Here is a 17,018-nt window from a genome sequence, read left to right on the forward strand (position 1 = left end):
ATTGGAAGATCTCAGTGACGGTGCGGCAGGCGGCTATTGCAGGGATGTCCTCAGAGCGGTGACTTCGTCGTCGGCTTCGCGGGCGGCCTCGGCGGGGGAGGTCTGCCCGCTGGTCATGTCGGAGATGGCCTTCGGGACGGGCAGTTCGCCGTTGGTGGCGCCGACGAGGGCCCCTTCGCCCTGGGCGATGCCCCAGCGGCGCATATTCGTGACGCCGTCCGCGAGCTGGTCCAGCAACTCGCCGGGGTAGACCTGGTCCAGGGGCTTGCGGGTGTCGACGCCGAGGTCGCTGTGACGCCAGGCGTCGAGATACTTCTCCGGCTGCGCGGCCGTGCCCTCGCGGACGGGGATCTTGCCTTCGGGAGCCATGCCGAACCAGGGCTCGTAACCGGTGCCCATCATGTACTCGATGAACTCGCGGGAGGCCGCTGTTTCGGCGGTCCTGGTGGTCAGCCACGAGGTGACCTCACCGAACTGGGCCGGCTCGGCGGCGTCGGGTCCCTTGAGCGCGGTGACGATTCCGCTGTTGTCGGAGAGGTACTGGGGATCCCGCTCGCACTGCGGACAGCTCGGCAGGGCGTCCTTACGCAGACCCGCCAGCTCGTCCAGTAGGAACGAGGACCAGATGATCATGGAGGAGCGGCCCGAGAAGTAGGTGGCACGGGTGGAGTCGACGGTCTGGGTCCCAGGGGCGCCATAGGCGCGCGCGAGCTTGTCGTACGTGCTGAAGGCGGCGGCGCACTGCGGGGAGTCGAGGGCGACGTCGTGGCGGTTGTCCACGAGCTGGCAGTCGTTGGCCAGGGCGAGGTTCTCGAAGCTCTGGGAGGTGAAGACGTCACCGGGGTCGGTGGCGGCGGACATGCCGTCATGGCCCTTCGTGTTGAGCTCCTTTGCCGCCTTGAGCGCGGCGGCGTAGGTGCCGGGTGCACTCAGGCCTGCCTCGTCGAACTGGTCCTTGCGGTAGACCAGCACCTGCAGCCATGCGTCGGACGGGACGACGAGGCTGGTGCTGCCGTCGGAGGTCAGGTCGAGGGCGTTGGTGTTGAAGGTGTCGCGGCCGAGTTCGCCGATGATTTCGCTCGGGATCTCGGTGTTGAGCAGATCGTTGGTGTACATCTGCCATGTCTGGCTCAGGGTCGCCGCGCCGATGACGTCCGGGAGGTTCCCGGAGGCCGCGGCGGACATGATCAGCTGCGGCACCTGGGTTTCGTGGACGCCCACGAAGTTGACCTTGATCCCGGTCTCCTTCTCGAACGCGGCGATGATCTTCCGGGTCGCCGCGACCCGGTCGGGCAGGTCCTCCTGGGACCAGACGGTGATCTCGCGGTCCGGTTTGCCGGGGCCGGTGCTGCTGGAACAGCTGGTGAGCGGCCCGATCGCAAGGGCTGCTGTGACGACGGCCGCGGTCGTCCTCGACCGCCGCATCCTCGTGCGCATCGCATGTCCTCATCGCCGACTTACGTCTGTTGGCCACGCATCACAGCACTAGTTTTGCTGGTTGACAAGACATAAGTTGCCGATATTGTCGACGCAACTGATGTCCGCAACTCCTCCGGAGTCTTCCGTGGAACGCGCCGTCCGACGCACAGCCGCACGCCACATGGAGGTGGCAGGACACATCCGGGCCGGGCTCCCCCTCGGACACCTGGACGTGCGCACCCACTCTTCGGGGATCGCGGTCGGCGCCGAGCTCACGGCATACCGCGGCGCGGACTCCTGTCCGACGCGCACCCTCGATACCGAGGGCATCGTCGCCATGGAGCGCGTGATCGGCCGACGCGCGAGCCGACGACGTAGACCGAGGCAGCCGCGCGGCCACCGCGGGCTCGGGAGCCGACCGCGCCAACGACATCCGTGGCACCTGCGCCAGCGACCGGCACCGGTACTGGCCTGCGCCTCGGCGAGGAATTCCACCGCAACAGGGTCCAGCTCATCTGCTCGCAGACCGGCGACCTGCCCCCCGGAAGGGGCCCGCCGCCGGGCCGTCGCGCCACTTCAGCAGCGAACGCCTCTGCCGACGCCCTCCCAGTCCGTCCTGGAATTCTGAAAGGCCCGCGATGCTCAAGACCGCCGCACAAGGACAACCCCTACCCGGCGAAAGCCTGCGGACGAAGTGGGAGTTCGCCGAGAATGCCGGCTACGACGCCACCGAACTGCGAGCCACGGAAGACTTACACCCCGCCTCGGGTCTGCCCGAACTCAAACGGGCGCTCAAGGACGGCGAGGTCATGCCGACCGTGCGCGGGGACATGCCGCACTTGTTCGGCGCCCGCAACGCCGAACTGCGCGAGCACGCCCGCAGCGAAGGCGTCACCCTCCTGACCGAGCCGCTCAACCGCTCCGAGGACCACATGGCCAACCGCCTGGAACAAGTCGCCGACCTGATCATTGAAACCACCGGCCACGACGGCTACCTGGTCGCGGAATGCCGGCCGACGGGCGAACCTGTCGAGCCCGTCGAGCCCGTCGAGCCCGTCGACGCCGTGCGCCGCATCCCCGGCCCCCTCGAGAGGTCCGGCGCGTGAGGGAGGTTCTCGACCTGTCCGTGCCCGCACCCACCGCCACCTCAGCCCACCTGACACTGCGCCGCGGTGCGGCGCGGGTCCTCATCGACAACTGGACCGGCACCTCCACCGTTCCCTCCCGCACGCTCTATCCGCACCAATGGAGCTGGGACTCCGCCTTCATCGCCATCGGCCTGCGACATCTCTCGGCACGCCGCGCACAGCGCGAGCTCGAATCGCTGCTGGCGGCCCAGTGGGCAGACGGCCGCATTCCCCACATCGTCTTCAATCCCGCTCTGCCTTTCGACGCCTACTTCCCCAGCCCCGACTTCTGGCAGTCCTCCAGCGCCGGCAAGCACGCCGGAGCACCGGCGGTCGCCCAGACGTCGGGCATCGTGCAACCGCCCGTCCACGCCCTGGCGGCCTGGCTCGTCCACCTGGCCGACCCGGCGGAATCCCGGCGCCGTCAGTTCCTGGCCCGCGTCTACCCCCAACTCGCCGCCTGGCACCACTATCTGCTGACCCGGCGCGACCTGGCAGGCGCCGGCCTCGCGGCTGTCGTACACCCATGGGAACCCGGCATGGACAACAGCCCCTGCTGGGACAAGCCGCTGACCCGCGTCACGCCCGCAGCCCCAGAAACCTTCCACCGGGCCGACCTCAACCACGGTCACCCCGCGGACCGGCCCACAGACCTCGACTACGGCCGCTACGTCCAACTGGCCGCCGACTACCGCGCCGCCGGCTACGACGACGCCGGCCGCCACCACTTCGCCGTCGAAGACCCCTGCTTCAACGCCCTCCTGACCGTCAGCGAGCAGGCGCTCGCCCGGATCGCCGACCAACTGGGCGCCGACCCCGCTCCCCACGAGGCACGCGCCGCCGACCTCACCCGAGCCCTCGTGACGCGCTTGTGGGACGAGGACACGGGACTGTTCCTCGTACGTGACCTGGCGGACGACCAGCTCATCCCGGAGCTCAGCGTGGCGGGACTCGTTCCCCTCCTCGTCCCGGGCCTACCGGACCACATCGTCGAGCGACTCACGCACTCCCTGAACGGGCCGCACTTCCACGCCGAGTCCACAGCGCTCATTCCCAGTTACGACCTGACGGGCCACGCCTTCGACCGCACCCGGTACTGGCGTGGCCCGGCCTGGTTCAACACCGCCTGGCTCATCGAACGCGGTCTGCGCGTGCACGGCCGCGTCAGGCAGGCCGACCACCTCCGCGCCGCCTTCCTCACGACGGCGGGAAGCTCACAGTTCTCCGAGTACGTCGACCCGACCACCGGCGACGGCCGCGGCACCCACAACTTCTCCTGGACCGCCGCCCTCACCCTCGACCTGCTGTGCGCCGCGCCGGACGCCTGAGTGAGCCGTGACATGTCGCGGCGTACCGGAACAGTCGACGGCACTCGTCCACGACATCCTGCCGGCCCGCGAGATCGTCCGCCGGAGAGTGAGCGAGGCGGAGGCGGTCCTCGACCGGGCAGCCGGCACCGCTCGCCCCTGACCCCGGCCCGGGCCGGGGGTGGGCCGACGCCGGCCCACCCCCCACGCTGCGCCCCCGCGAGCAACTGTGTCAGGCGGGTGCCTCGCTGGCCGAGCGTGTGACCTCCTCGGTCTCGTGCTGCTTCGCCGGTTCGGGCGTGGTGGCCGGTGGGGCGAACATCAGCTGTAGCCCGAGGGTGGCGCAGAGCGGGCCGAGGGCGCACATCGCGGCCGCGCTGACGAAGGCGGCGCCCAGATGACCGGCGTCGTAGCCGAATCCGCCGAAGTACGTGGCGAAGACCGACGCGAAGCCGAAGAACATGCCGGGGATGAGGGCGAACGGTCGCAGTCGGCCGGTCGCCAGCAGCGTTCCGTTGACGAAGAAGATCACCACAGCCAGGGCGAGGGTCTGGGCGAACGCTCCGGTGCCGAACATCGTGCCGGTCTCCCGGTTGAGCAGTACGGCCACCACCCCGAAGCCCGCTCCCGTGGTGGTGGCGGTGACCATGGCGATCGCGTTGGCCAGGCTCGGGCCGCCCTGGAGGAACGTTCCGGCCCAGGTGACGAAGATGGCCCAGGTCGGCATGTTGAGCGGGCTCATGAGCAGGAAGACCGTGGCGAACGCGACGATCGAGGCGCTGACCTCGTGCGGCAGTGTGATGCGTCCGGTGCGCATGGCTACGCCAACCCGCCCGGCTTGGCCAGCAGTTCCTTCAGACCCGTGTCGATGAACTCGGTGTCCTCGGGGTTGCTGCCGCCGCCGGCGAAGTGGCCCCAGATGCCGGGGATCACGCGGTGTTCGGCGCCCGGTATGTGGCTGACGGCCCAGGCCTCGTCCTCCGGCGGGAAGTAGAGGTCCTTCTCGGCGGGCATGACGAGTGCCGTCGCGCGGATGGAGCCCAGCGCCGCCTCCGTGTCGCCGTCGAAGCCCGGGGTGAGCCCGACATCGCCGTTCTGCCAGGTCCGGAGCATGGTGAGCAGGTTGTTGGGGTCGCGGCCGTCGAGGAAGAAGCCCTCCCAGAAGCCGATGAGGAAATCCTCCAGGGAGGTGTACCCGAGCTTCTCGTACTCCTTCTCCCAGTAGAACGCCTGCGAGAAGCCCCACCCCGCGTACACCCGGGCGGCCGCGCGCAGCCCGGTGGTCGGCCAATTCTCGTCGTACCAGCCGCCGTTGAAGACGGCGTCAGCGGTCAGCGCGGCCTTGACGCCCTCCAGGAAGACCTTGTTGTGGAGGCTCGTGCGCGGCGAGCCGCAGAAGGGGGCGATCCGCTCGACCATCTCCGGATGACTGACGGCCCACTGGTAGGTCTGCCCGGCGCCCATCGACCAGCCCGTCACGAGCGCGATCCGCTCGATGCCGAACTCCTCGGTGACCAGCTTGTGTTGGGCTGCGATCTGGTCGTACACGGTGATGTCCGGGAAGCGGGCGCGGTCGTACGGCGGCGGGGTGTTGCTCGGCGAGGTGGACAGGCCGTTGCCGAGCATGTTCGGGACGATGATGAAGTACTGCTCCGGATCGAGGGCCATGCCGGAGCCGATGAGCCACTCGTTGTCCCAGTGCCGCCCGGAGTACCAGGTGGGGTAGACGATCGCGTTGGACTTGTCGGCGTTGAGCTCGCCGTACGTCGTGTAGGCCAGGTGGGCGCCGCGCAGGGTGGCGCCGCTCTGGGTGGTGAAGTCGCCCAGCTGGAAGGTGAGATGGTCGCTCATGGCGTTGCCTTTCAGAACTTTCAGGACTTCAGGTCTCTCGGGTCTTCCAAAGCTTGGAAGATCTCCCAGGTCTCGCGGGTCCCGCAGGGCTTCAGGACGTCACGGCGCACTGGCCGCGGTCGGCTTTCCTCGGACCTTCGGCCGTCGGCCGGATGTCGAAGTCGAAGATCGCCGTGGGGAGGTAGAGGGTGCTGCACGCGTTGGGGATGTCCACGACGCCGCTGAGCCGGCCCTCGATCGGTGCCGAGCCGAGCAGGAGGTAGGCCTGCTCGCCGCTGTAGCCGAAGGACGTGAGGTACTCGACGGCGTTGAGGCAGGCGTTGCGGTACGCCATCGTCGCGTCGAGGTAGTGGTTGGTGTCGGTCTGGTGGTCGACGGAGATGCCGACGAACGAGATGAACTCGCTGTAGCGGGGCTCGACGTTGCCCGGCATGAAGATCGGGTTCGTCGTGACCCCGTACTTCTCCATGCCGCCCTTGATCAGATCGACGTGCAGGTCGATGAAGCCGCCCATCTCGATCGCGCCGCAGAAGGTGATCTCGCCGTCGCCCTGGCTGAAGTGCAGGTCGCCGCCGGAGAGCAGGGCGCCGGGGACGAGAACGGGGTAGAAGACGCGCGAGCCGCGGGTGAAGTTCTTGATGTCGTGGTTGCCGCCGTTCTCGCGGGCCGGGACCGTACGGGCGCCTTCGGCGGCGATACGGGAGGCGGCCTCGCCGGTCGCCGTCCCGGCCAGTGCGTTGTCGGCGATCGGAGGCAGGGCGAGCGCCGGCACCCGGTGCGGGTCGGTGTCGATGAGGGCCTGCTCGCGGGCGTTCCAGCGGGCCAGCAACTCGGCGGAGGGCGCGGTGCCGAAGAGGCCGGGGTGGGTGATGCCGGTGTAGCGGACGCCGGGGATGTGGCGGGAGGTGGCCTGCTGGCCGTGGAAGTCCCAGACCGCCTTGTACGAGTCGGGGAAGCGGTCGGTGAGGAAGCCGCCGCCGTTGTCCTTGGCGAAGACACCGGTGTAGCCCCAGCCCTGCCCGGAGCCCTCGCCTTCCGACTGGGGTATGGGACCCAGGTCGAGGATGTCGACGACGAGCAGGTCGCCGGGCTCGGCCCCTTCCACGGCGATCGGGCCGCTGAGCATGTGGGCGTGGGTGAGGTCGACGTCGCGGACGTCGTTGGCCGAGTCGTTGTTGCCGATCTGGTTGTCGGTCCAGTCCCGGCACTCGACGCGGAACTCCGAGCCCGGCTTCACGCTGACAGCGGGCGGGATGTCGGGGTGCCAGCGGTTGTGACCGGGGACCTTCTGGTCGCGCATGGACATGGCCTGGTCGACGCTGAAGACGACTTCGGGCATGGGGCTGCCTTTCGTGGTGGGGCTTGGGCAACGCAGCTCAGGGCTTGCTGGCGGTAACAGGGCTCAGGGCCTGGGCAGTTGGGCGTGCCGGGGATCCGCGGCCGGAGCCGGTCGGCGGCGGGCCGGGGGCACCTGGGTGACGACGCGCGGTTCGTGGGCGCTGGCCTCCTGGGTGCGCAGGGCGTGCACCAGGGGAGCGGGGGTTCGGGTGAGCATCGGGGCGGTGAAGACCCGGCGGGCCTGGTCGCCGCACGTTTCGCAGGGTTCTTCGGGCAGGGCGCGGCCGATCGGACGGATCACGTCGAAGGGGCCGCAGCCGGCGCAGCGGTATTGATAGGTAGCCATGGACAACCAACCTTCCAAAAGCTTCGGGAAAAAACTATTTCCAGTCGAAGCAATTGGGCAAGAGGGGGGCTTGTAACGTGCGTGTAAAAAGGACTGCCGCCATCGAGAACGAGGTCGGCGTCGAGGCCGGCTACTACGGCAACTGCTGGAGCACGTCCCACTGCAGCCCGTCGGCCGCCGCGAGGAACACGCGCTGCCTCAGATGGCGGTCCCGTATCTGGACGGTGCCACGCGGGGTCTCGTACTCGAGGCCCTCGGCGGTCGCCTGGATCCGGGCCACGTCCACGTCGCCCGCCCGGCGCAGCAGCTCGGTGAGCATGCGCACGCCCTCGTAGCAGGACTCGCCGAGGCTGTTGAGTACCGGCGCCTGGGGCCCGAACCGGCGTCCGTACGCGGCGGCGAAGTCCAGGCCGTACGCGGTCGGCAGGTCCTCGAAGTAGCCGGCCGAGGTCATCAGGCCCCGGGTGTTCTCCGGCCCCGTCGCCAGCAGGACGTTCTCCTCGATCAGCGAACTGAACCGGATGCGGTCGCGGTCGAGTCCGGCCGCGGTGAAGGCGCGGTTGAAGAGCACGGCGTCGTCGCCGATCAGCAGCATGAGGACGGCCTCGCAGTCGCTGGCCGCGACTCGGGCCAGCACCGGGCCGAAGTCCTTGGTGCCGAGGGGCACGTACATCTCGTCGCAGACCTCGCCGCCGAGTTCGCGCAGATAGCGGTGGGCGGCGCGGGCGGAGGCGCGGGGCCAGACGTAGTCGTCGCCGACGATCGTCCAGCGCCGGATGCCGAGTTCGCCGGCGAACCAGCGGAGTGCGGGCCGCAGTTGGCGGTTCGGGGTCTCGCCGGTGAGGAACACGCCGGGGGACCGCTCGCCGCCTTCGTACAGCGCGGTGTAGACGTACGGCACTCGGCCGTCGATGCGCGGGGCGACGACCTCGCGGACGGCGGAGATGTGCCAGCCGGCCACCGCGTCGACGACGCCGCCGGAGATCAGCGCGTCGATCTCGGTCGCCACCTGCTCGGGCGGCGCCCCGCCGTCGACGAGTACCAGTCGCAGCTCCTTGCCCAGCACGCCCGACTCGGCGTTGACCTCCTCGGCCGCGAGCTGGGCACAGCACTCGCAGGACGGGCCGAAGATCCCGGCCGGGCCCTGGAGCGGGATCACAAGGGCGACATCCAGTGCGTCCCGGGTCCGGCCCGCCGGAGAGCCGAGCCGGACAGACGCCTTCTCGATCATAGGTGCTCACAGTAGCGATTGGTTGCTACGAGAATATTTCACGGCGATAAGGAAATGACTGTATCGTGGAACCACTTCACGCGACCCGTCTGCCGTGCGAACCCGCACGACCACGATCGCCGCAGTGCACCCCCCACGACCACGACGACTCTTGGCAGGGCGATGACCACGACGACCCCGGCGGCCGTAGCCGATCTCGACCTCGCGCGAGCCCTCACGCTCGTGGAGCGGAGCGTCGTCCAAAGGCTCGGTGAGTCGCTGAAGGCGGAGGGGGCGACGCTCGAGGAGTGGCGCGTGCTGTCGTTCCTCGGCGACGGCGCCGGCCATGCGATGACCGAGGTCGCCGAGTTCGCCCTGCTCTCGGCACCGACCCTGACCAAGGTCGTCGACCGTATGGTGTCCCTCAACCTCGTCCTGCGCCGGGTGGACGACGCGGACCGGCGACGCGTGCTGGTGTTCGCGTCCGAGCGGGGCAGCGAGGCGCTGACGCGTTGGACCGCGGTGGTCGAACGCGAGCAGGAGCACATCGTGACCGCCCTCGGCGCCGAGGAGACGGCCCTGCTGCGGACGCTGCTGCAGCGAGCGTCGAGGCGGCTGGGCTGACGGGAACGCTGACGCGATTCTGCCGCGGGAGGTTGTGCCCGTGCCCTGAGGGGGCAGACGGACCACGGTAGGCCCGGATGTCGGGAGGTGTCATGCACGTGAGGGTCGTGACGTTCAACGTCTGGAACACGGAAGGCGATCCCCGCCGAACTGAGCTCATCAATCGTGAGCTGCGTCGCTTGGATCCGGATCTCGTCTCGCTTCAGGAAGTCGTGCACATCCCGGAGCGGGACCAGCTGTCCGAGCTCATGGACGGGACGGGGCTGCACGGCACGCACCGGAATCAGGTCCTCGCTGAGACCCTGCCGGGAGGCGAGCGGTACGGGGGCTGCGCGGTGGCCACCCGGTGGCCGCACCGAGTCGTCGACGCGCTGGACATGTGCGGCGCCGACGCGCCGGACGTTCCGTGGGCCACGCTGGCCGCCTCGGTCGCGATCCCCGGCGCGGGCGAGCTGTTGTTCATCGCCACCACGACCGCCTGGCGGCTGAGCGCCGAGGCAGCCCGTGAACGGCAGGTGCTCGCGGTGACCGACCTTGACGCCCGCCATCGCACCCGGCTGCCCACGATCATCGCCGGCGACCTCAACGCCGCGCCGGACACGACGAGCATCCGTTACCTGACAGGCCGCGGATCGCTGGCGGGGCGCAGCGTCTGCTACCACGACGCGTGGGAGGTCGCCGGCGATGGCCCCGGCCACACCTGGACCACCGAGAACCCGAACGCGGCGAAGGGCATGGACCAGGTAGTCCGCCAGCCCGGCCATCGCCGCCGCATCGACTACGTGCTCGTCGGCTCATGGGACGCCCACCCCGATGCCCGGTGTCGCATCGAAGGGGCGTCGTCGGCGTTCGACAAGCCAACAGACGGTGTCTGGCTCAGCGACCACTTCGGCGTCGTCGTCGACCTCGACCCGGACCGCGATCTCTCGACAGAGGGCTGACCATGCCGGGTTCCGGGGTGCGACGGGCTCCGAATCCGCCGTGGCGTGTCCGGGCCCATCGGGGATGGGCCCGGGGACGCGAGAGCGGTCGGCTACTTCAGCGCTCCTGCCATGACGCCGTTGACGAACTGCCGCTGGAAGGCGAAGAAGACCGCCAGCGGGATGATCATGGAGAGGAAGGCGCCGGAGGACAGGACGTCGATATTGGTGCCGAACACCCGGGTCTGCTGTTGCAGGGCCACGGTGAGCGGGGCCGAGCCCGGGTCGGCGAAGATGAGCGCGACGAGCATGTCGTTCCAGACCCACAGGAACTGGAAGATGCCGAGCGAGGCTATCGCGGGCCCGCCCAGCGGAACCACCACCCGCATGAAGAGCCACAACTCGCCCGCCCCGTCGAGACGGGCAGCCTCCAGGAGTTCGCGCGGGATCCCCGCGAAGAAGTTCCGAAGCAGGAAGATCGCGAACGGCAGGCCGAAAGCGACGTGGAAGAGGACGACACTGACGATGCTGCCGAAGATCCCGAGCTTCCCGAACAGGCTGGTGATGGGCACCAGCGCGACCTGCAGCGGCACCACGAGCAGGCCGACGATGAGCAGGAAGACCCAGTCCCGGCCCGGGAATTCGACCCACGCGAAGACGTACCCGGCGAGCGAGCCGATGACCACGACCAGCAGCGTGGCAGGGACAGTGATCAGCAGACTGTTCAGGAACGAATGCGTGATCGCCGAGTCGTCCAGCAGGTTGGTGTAGTTGTGCAGGGTCAGCTGCGCCGGCTTGGTCAGGACCGTCCACCAGCCGGAGGCCTGGATGTCCAGTGGCCCGCGCAGCGAGGAAAGCAGCAGGCCGACGGTGGGCAGCAGCCAGAACAGGGCGATCACCAGCAGGACCAGCCGGGTGGATCCGCCGGCGAGCCGACGTGCCACGCGCACCGCGGCGCCCGGTCCCGCACGACCGGAGGCAGTTGGGGTGGCTGTGTCGGTCCGGGCGGGCTCGGCGGTCTGAAGGGTTGTCACCGTGACTTCTCCTTTCGGAACCGCTTGATGTTGAGGAACATGGCCGGCGCGACCAGGGCGAGCAGGAGCACGGCGAGCGCGCTGCCGGTGCCCTGGTCGTTGCCGCCGCCGAACGAGGACAGGTAGAGCTGCAGGGCCAGTACGTTGGCGTCCTGCTGGCTGCCGCCGGGCGCGATGACGTACACCAGGTCGAAGATCTTCAGTACGTTGATCACCAGCGTGACCAGGACCACGCCCAGCACCGGCGCCAGGAGCGGCACCGTGATGCGGCGGAAGACCTGCCACTCTCTCGCGCCGTCGACTCGTGCCGCCTCCAGCAGTTCCCGGGGGATGCCGGCCAGTCCGGCCGCGATGAGGACCATGGCGAAGCCGGTCCACATCCAGACGTAGGCGCCGATGATCGACCAGGTGACCAGGGTCGGACCGAGCCAGTTGACACCCCGGTACTGGGAGGTGAAGTTCGTCTCGGGCAGGCGCAGTTGCACCGGTGAGGCGCCGATCCGGGACGCGGGCAGGGTGAAGGTGCCGTCCTTGGCGGCGGTCGCCGTGGCGATCACGCGCCCGTCACGCACAGCCTCGACCCGGACGCCGGCCAGCGCCTTCTCACCCCGGTCGATCTTCCCGGGAGTGCTGCCGCCTGGCTGGAAGTCCAGCCAGACCGTGCCGCACAAGGCGCCCGAGGGGCACGAACCCGGCGCGGCGGCCTGCTTCGCGTCGGTCAGGGTTCTGGGCTGCACTCCGACCAGAGCCAGTGCGGCCGGACCGTCACCGGGGTTGGTGGACTTGCCGGTGTAGGGGCCGCCGACCGGGCCGGTCAAGGTGCTGCCGGGGCCTGCCACTCTGGGGTGGGCTCCGGGGTATGCCGATGCCTTGAAGAAGGTGTCGTGGACGCCGGTCACCACCGCGTTGGCCACGCCCTTGTCGGGGCTCTCGTCGTAGACCAGCCGGAAGATGATGCCGGCGGCCAGCATGGAGATGGCCATCGGCATGAAGACGACCAGTTTGAAGGCGGTGCCCCAGCGGATCCGCTCGGTGAGCACGGCGAAGATCAGGCCGAGGCCGGTGGCCGCGACGGGTGCGACCACGACCCAGATCGCGTTGTTCTTGATGGCGATGAGGGTCTGGTGGTCGGTGAAGACGCCGGTGTAGTTGGACAGCCCGACGAAGTCGGTGAAGCCGTCGGGGCCGAAGAGGCTGCGTATCACCGACCACACGATCGGATACACCACGAGTGCGCCGAGCAGGATCAGCGTGGGCAGCAGGAAGAACGCCGCGATCCATCCACGGCTGCGGGGCGTCCTCGTGCGGCGGGCGGGTGCCCCCGCCGCCGCGGGGGCGGCGGGGGACGGAGGGGAAAGGGTCTGTGACATGACGACTGCCTCAGCCCGCCTTGGCGAACGCCTTCGCGGCGTCCGCTTCGAGCTGCTTCTGCGCTCCGGCGACGTCGGACGGCTTGGCGAGGAAGTCCTGCAGGTCCTTCCACTCTCCCTGACCCTTGGTTCCGCCGAACGCGGCCGGTGCCTGATCGGACATGTCGAACCGGATGTTGTCGCCGGCCTTGATCAGGTTCTCCGCGATGCCCCGCACAGTGTCGTCGCGGTAGTTGGAGAAGCCGACTGCCGTGTTCGGTGACAGGAAACCGCCCTGCTGCACGGCGATCTCTCCCGCCTCCGGGGAGGCCAGGAAGCGCATGAGCGCCCGCGCGCCTTCGCCGTCCTTGAGCGCGACCGCGACGTCGCCGCTGCTCAGCACCGGTGCCTTACCGCCGTCCACGGTCGGGAAGGGGAAGACCTTGGCGTCGGTGCCGACCTTGGCCGTGGTCTCCTGGGTGATGTTGGTCGCGATGAACTCGCCCTCGTAGACCAGTGCGGCCTTGGGCGGGTTGGAGAAGACCTGGCCGACCGACGTGGGGAAGTCGGTCTGCAGCGTGCCCCGAGTGCCTCCGGCCAACAGATCCGGCCTGCCGAAGAGTTCGCCCAGTGTGGTGAGCGCCTTGGTCACCGATGGGTCGGTCCACTTGATCTCATGCGTCGTCAACTTGTCGTACATGTCCGGGCCGGCCTGGCTGAGGTAGATGTTCTCGAACCAGTCGGTGACGAGCCAGCCGTCGGCTCCGCCTATGGAGAACGGGGGAGTGCCGGAGTCGGAGAGGGTCTGACCGTCCTTGAGCAACTGCTCCCAGGTAGTGGGGGTGTCGGTCAGTCCGGCCTCCTCCCAGACCGCGGTGTTGTACCAGAACAGGGACTTGTTGGTGACCTTGAAGAACACGCCGTACTGGTTGTCCTTGTACGTGCCGAGGTCGCGCCAGGCCTGGCTGTAGTTCTTGTCCAGTTCCTTGGTCACGTCCGGCTGGAGCGGCTTGAGCCAGCCGGACTTGGCGAACTGCTGGAGCACGCCGGGCTGTGGCAGCAGAGCCACGTCCGGCGGAGAGCCGCCCTGGATCTTGCTGCCGACGAAGGTCGACACATTGTCGCCGGTGGGCACGAAGGTGGTGTTCGCTCCCGTCAGCTCGTCGAAGCGGGCCAGGACCTTGAGGAAGTTCTTCTGCTCGGGGCCCGTCCAGACGCCGGCCACCTGTAGGTCCTGCCCGTCGAGCTTGGGCAGGTTCAGCGAGGAGGCGTCTTTGGCTTCGGTGGTCGCCGGGGTGCTGGAGGCGTCCTTGTCCGAGGAGCCGCACCCGGCGGCCCCCATCACCAGGACGGCGACGGCCGTCAGTGCTGCCGCTCTGCCATTCATTGGGTCACTCCTTTGTGAAGAACGGACGAAACGTGTGGCGATGGACGGACCATGTGGCGAGGCACGCCCATCCAGCGGGGGAATAGGGGGACAGCGGGTCAGCCCGTGAGGCCGTCGGCCGCCCACCAGGCGGCGGTGCTGCCGGGCAGGGTCCCGGGTGGGCAGGGACCGCTCGCCAGCAGCGGCGTGCCCGGGACCGGGGCGGGACAAGGGGCGTCGCCGAAGTTGACGGCGCACACCAGCCCGTCGCCGCGGACGAATGCCAGGACCTGCGGTGGCGACTCCAGCCAGCGCAGCGTTCCGTTGCCGAGCGAGGGCAGGCTCGCGCGCAACCGGAGGGCGTCGTGGTACAGGTGCCAGAAGGAACCGGGGTCGGCCATGAGCCGTTCAGTGGTGTGCGCGGCGAACCAGGCGGGCTGTGGCAGCCACGGCTTGACGACGCCCTCACCCGAGGTGAAACCGAACGGGGACATGTGTCCCGACCACGGCAGTGGCACGCGGCAGCCGTCGCGTATTCCCACGCGGCTGCCGCTGCGGTGGAAGATCGGGTCGGTGAGCACCTCGTCCGGCAGGTCGACGACCTCCGGCAGGCCGAGCTCCTCGCCCTGGTAGATGTAGGCGGCGCCGGGCAGGGAGAGCATCAGCAGCGCCGCGGCGCGAGCGCGGGCGGCGGCCGCGTACCGGGTGACGGTGCGGACCTGATCGTGATTGTTGAGCACCCAGGTGATGGTCGAACCGGTGTCGGCGATGTCCCGCAGAGCGTCCAGGATGACCCGGCGGAACGTGGGGGCGTCCCAAGGAGCCGTCAGCATATGGAAGAAGAACGCCTGGTGGAGCTCGTCCGGGCGAACGTAGGCGGCCTGTTCGGCCGGGGTGCGTACCGACACCTCTCCGACGAGCAGCCGGTCGATGCCGTCCCGGGCGGTGTGCTCCTCGCAGATGGCGCGCCAGGTGCGCCAGACCCCGTGCGTCTCGGGCTGGTTCCACGCCAGGGGGTTGACCGTGTCGCGGGCCCGCGCGTCGGCCGCGGGGTCCGGGGAGTCCGGCAGTTCGGGATGCTTGAAGAGGCCGGTGGCCACGTCGATACGGAAGCCGTCGACGCCGCGGTCCAGCCAGAACCGAAGCACCTGCTCGAAGTAGCGGCCGACCTCGGGGTTGCGCCAGTTCAGGTCGGGCTGCTCCGGCCCGAACAGGTGCAGGTACCACTGGCCCGGCGTGCCATCGGGGTCGGTGACCCGGGTCCAGGCGGGTCCGCCGAACATGGAATGCCAGTTGTTGGGCGGCAGTTCACCGCCCGCACCACGGCCCTCGGCGAAGTGGAAGCGGGATCTGGCGGGGCCGCTGTCCGGGCCTTCGGCCAGGGCCTGGAGGAACCACGGGTGCTTGCTGGAGCAGTGGTTGGGGACGATGTCGATGAGCACCTTGAACCCGAGGCGGTGCGCGTCGTCCACCAGGCCGCCGAACTCCGCCAGGTCTCCGTAGACCGGGTCCACATCGCAGTAGTCGGCGACGTCGTAGCCGTGGTCGTACTGCGGCGAGGGGTAGAACGGGTTGAGCCAGATGCCGTCGACACCGAGTCGCTTGAGGTAGGGAAGACCCGCGCGGACACCGGCGAGGTCGCCGATGCCGTCCCCGGTGCTGTCGAGGAAGCTGCGGACGTACACCTCGTAGATGACGGCGCTGCGCCACCACTGTTGTCGCTCGGTGTGCTGGGACCGCTCAGAGGGGCGCGGTTCGTTCTGTACCGAGCCGTCGTCGACGAACGCGTCGATCATCGGGAAACCGTCCTGGGCTGGGCGTGATGGAGACCGGCCGCCGCGCGGGGAGAAAACGGCGGCCGGCGGACAGGGCGCCGGATTCTGCGCCACGGAAGGCGCGTTGAATGGCGCTTTGGAGGGTGGGTTGGCAAGCCGGGGCGAGGGAGCCGCGGGTACGGAATCCTTCGGCGGGCGGAACCGGGTCGTTGGAGGTGACCGCTCGCTGGGTGGGACGAAAGGCGATTCGCCAGTCGTTACGCTCTCCGGTGGGTGCGGGGACGAAGGCCGTTCGCCGGGCGCGACGCCCACCGACAGGTGCGGAAGGCCGTCAGATCACGGATAACTGAGGCAGCGTCGAAGGGGCGGCGAGGGGCTGCGCGGTGGCGCTCAGCGCCGCCCCGGTCGCGCCGGCGTACGGGCCGAGTCCGGCGGCCAGGAGTGTCACCGGGCCGATCAGTGGCCGACGGTCGCGCAGTGCCAGTTCGACGGTCGGTCGCATCACGTCGAAGGCAGGTGCGACGCCACCGCCGACGACAACGGTCGAGATGCCGAGTTGGGCCATCACACTCCCCAGTACCGTGCCCACGGCCAAAGCGACGGCATCGAGGATCTCCCGGGCCGTGGTGTCGCCCGACCGGGCGGCCCGGACCAGGTCTTCGGGTGTCGCCGACCGGTCCTGGTTCCCGCTGCCGCGAGAGGCGAGGGCCCGGGTCCAGAGGGCCGCGAGTGCCCGGCCGCCCGCCACCGTTTCCAGACAGCCGCGGGCCCCGCATCCGCAAGGGTGACCGCCGGGCTCGGCTGTCACGTGACCGATTTCGCCGATCCTGTCGCCGGGTCCGCGCAGGACGGTGCCGTCCAGGGCGATCGCACCGCCTATTCCCGTGCCCATGGTCATGAACAGCACGTCGGTGTGACCGCGCGCGGAGCCCAGAGCGAGCTCCGCGGAGGCGAACGCGCGTGCGTCATTCATCAGCAGGACGGGCTTCGCGGTCGCGCGCTCGAGCGTGTCCGCCAGCGGAAAGCCCTGCCAGTCGCCGTCGAGGTTCGGGATGGTGGTGGTGGAGCGCAGGTCCGGGCTCAAGTGACCGGGCAGTGCTACGCCGATGGCCTCGACGGTGCGCGCGTCCGCGATCTCGGCGATGGTGGCGGCGACCTGCGCGGGGCCGGCGGCGGGGGTGGGCAGCATGCCCCGCGCGACGACGGCCGCGCCGGCACGATGCACCCACTTGATGTTCGTTCCCCCGATGTCCACCCCCAGGGCGGGCCCTTCGGGGCGAGGACCGCCCCTGGTCACGACCATGCGATCTCCTGATCAGGATCAGTACTACCTGTATAGACTTAACGGGAAG

The 17,018-nt window shown here is 69.3% G+C and carries 15 protein-coding genes; 4 read left to right on the top strand and 11 right to left on the bottom strand.

Translation table 11 applies throughout. The features are described 5' to 3' along the window. Positions 1 to 33: 33 nt before the first annotated feature. Positions 34 to 1,437, bottom strand: coding sequence for an ABC transporter substrate-binding protein (locus ACTWQR_RS02235; RefSeq protein WP_443225138.1), 1,404 nt, complete (start codon positions 1,435 to 1,437; stop codon positions 34 to 36). 620 nt (positions 1,438 to 2,057) lie between these two features. Here ACTWQR_RS02235 and ACTWQR_RS02240 point away from each other — a divergent pair. Both ACTWQR_RS02240 and ACTWQR_RS02245 read left to right on the top strand, forming a co-directional pair. Beyond that, positions 2,058 to 2,525, top strand: a complete 468-nt coding sequence (locus tag ACTWQR_RS02240) for a hypothetical protein (protein WP_443225139.1) — start codon at positions 2,058 to 2,060, stop codon at positions 2,523 to 2,525. After that, positions 2,522 to 3,874, top strand: a complete 1,353-nt coding sequence (locus tag ACTWQR_RS02245; RefSeq protein ID WP_443225140.1) for an MGH1-like glycoside hydrolase domain-containing protein — start codon at positions 2,522 to 2,524, stop codon at positions 3,872 to 3,874. Before ACTWQR_RS02240 ends, ACTWQR_RS02245 begins: the two co-directional genes overlap by 4 nt. Before the next feature lie 211 nt (positions 3,875 to 4,085). Here ACTWQR_RS02245 and ACTWQR_RS02250 read toward each other — a convergent pair whose 3' ends face one another. The 5 genes from ACTWQR_RS02250 to ACTWQR_RS02270 all read right to left on the bottom strand — a co-directional run bounded on the left by ACTWQR_RS02250 (position 4,086) and on the right by ACTWQR_RS02270 (position 8,619). After that, on the bottom strand, positions 4,086 to 4,670 hold the full coding sequence (locus ACTWQR_RS02250; RefSeq protein ID WP_443225141.1) for a DUF1097 domain-containing protein: 585 nt from the start codon (positions 4,668 to 4,670) through the stop codon (positions 4,086 to 4,088). Between the two features lie 2 nt (positions 4,671 to 4,672). Beyond that, positions 4,673 to 5,704, bottom strand: coding sequence for an alpha/beta fold hydrolase (locus ACTWQR_RS02255; RefSeq protein WP_443225142.1), 1,032 nt, complete (start codon positions 5,702 to 5,704; stop codon positions 4,673 to 4,675). A gap of 91 nt (positions 5,705 to 5,795) precedes the next feature. Beyond that, positions 5,796 to 7,043, bottom strand: coding sequence for a formamidase (gene fmdA / locus ACTWQR_RS02260; protein WP_443225143.1), 1,248 nt, complete (start codon positions 7,041 to 7,043; stop codon positions 5,796 to 5,798). A 63-nt stretch (positions 7,044 to 7,106) separates the two neighbouring features. Beyond that, entirely contained in the window at positions 7,107 to 7,388 is a 282-nt protein-coding gene (locus tag ACTWQR_RS02265; protein ID WP_443225144.1) for a zinc ribbon domain-containing protein, read from the bottom strand. A gap of 133 nt (positions 7,389 to 7,521) precedes the next feature. Continuing rightward, complete coding sequence (locus tag ACTWQR_RS02270; protein WP_443225145.1) at positions 7,522 to 8,619, bottom strand: substrate-binding domain-containing protein; 1,098 nt, start codon at positions 8,617 to 8,619, stop codon at positions 7,522 to 7,524. 162 nt (positions 8,620 to 8,781) lie between these two features. Here ACTWQR_RS02270 and ACTWQR_RS02275 point away from each other — a divergent pair, with 162 nt between their 5' ends. Together ACTWQR_RS02275 and ACTWQR_RS02280 are read left to right on the top strand one after the other, a co-directional pair. After that, on the top strand, positions 8,782 to 9,222 hold the full coding sequence (locus ACTWQR_RS02275) for a MarR family winged helix-turn-helix transcriptional regulator (RefSeq protein WP_443225146.1): 441 nt from the start codon (positions 8,782 to 8,784) through the stop codon (positions 9,220 to 9,222). A 92-nt stretch (positions 9,223 to 9,314) separates the two neighbouring features. After that, positions 9,315 to 10,163 (top strand): endonuclease/exonuclease/phosphatase family protein, encoded by an 849-nt coding sequence (locus tag ACTWQR_RS02280; protein ID WP_443225147.1) that lies wholly within the window; start codon positions 9,315 to 9,317, stop codon positions 10,161 to 10,163. Positions 10,164 to 10,255: 92 nt separating this feature from the next. On the opposite strand, the gene ACTWQR_RS02285 is transcribed toward ACTWQR_RS02280, so the two are convergent. The 5 genes from ACTWQR_RS02285 to ACTWQR_RS02305 form a co-directional block, all read right to left on the bottom strand. After that, entirely contained in the window at positions 10,256 to 11,176 is a 921-nt protein-coding gene (locus tag ACTWQR_RS02285; protein WP_443225148.1) for a carbohydrate ABC transporter permease, read from the bottom strand. Beyond that, positions 11,173 to 12,546 (bottom strand): carbohydrate ABC transporter permease, encoded by a 1,374-nt coding sequence (locus ACTWQR_RS02290; RefSeq protein WP_443225149.1) that lies wholly within the window; start codon positions 12,544 to 12,546, stop codon positions 11,173 to 11,175. The genes ACTWQR_RS02285 and ACTWQR_RS02290 overlap by 4 nt, the downstream gene beginning before the upstream one ends. A 10-nt stretch (positions 12,547 to 12,556) precedes the next feature. Then, positions 12,557 to 13,912, bottom strand: a complete 1,356-nt coding sequence (locus ACTWQR_RS02295) for an ABC transporter substrate-binding protein (protein WP_443225150.1) — start codon at positions 13,910 to 13,912, stop codon at positions 12,557 to 12,559. 98 nt (positions 13,913 to 14,010) lie between these two features. Then, a complete protein-coding gene (locus ACTWQR_RS02300) occupies positions 14,011 to 15,687 on the bottom strand; it encodes a glycoside hydrolase family 13 protein (protein WP_443225151.1) in 1,677 nt (558 codons plus the stop codon). A gap of 310 nt (positions 15,688 to 15,997) precedes the next feature. Further along, on the bottom strand, positions 15,998 to 16,969 hold the full coding sequence (locus ACTWQR_RS02305; protein ID WP_443225152.1) for an ROK family protein: 972 nt from the start codon (positions 16,967 to 16,969) through the stop codon (positions 15,998 to 16,000). Positions 16,970 to 17,018: the final 49 nt, after the last annotated feature.

The sequence above is a fragment of the Streptomyces sp. 2A115 genome (assembly GCF_052245575.1).
In the GTDB taxonomy this organism is placed as follows: Bacteria; Actinomycetota; Actinomycetes; order Streptomycetales; family Streptomycetaceae; genus Streptomyces.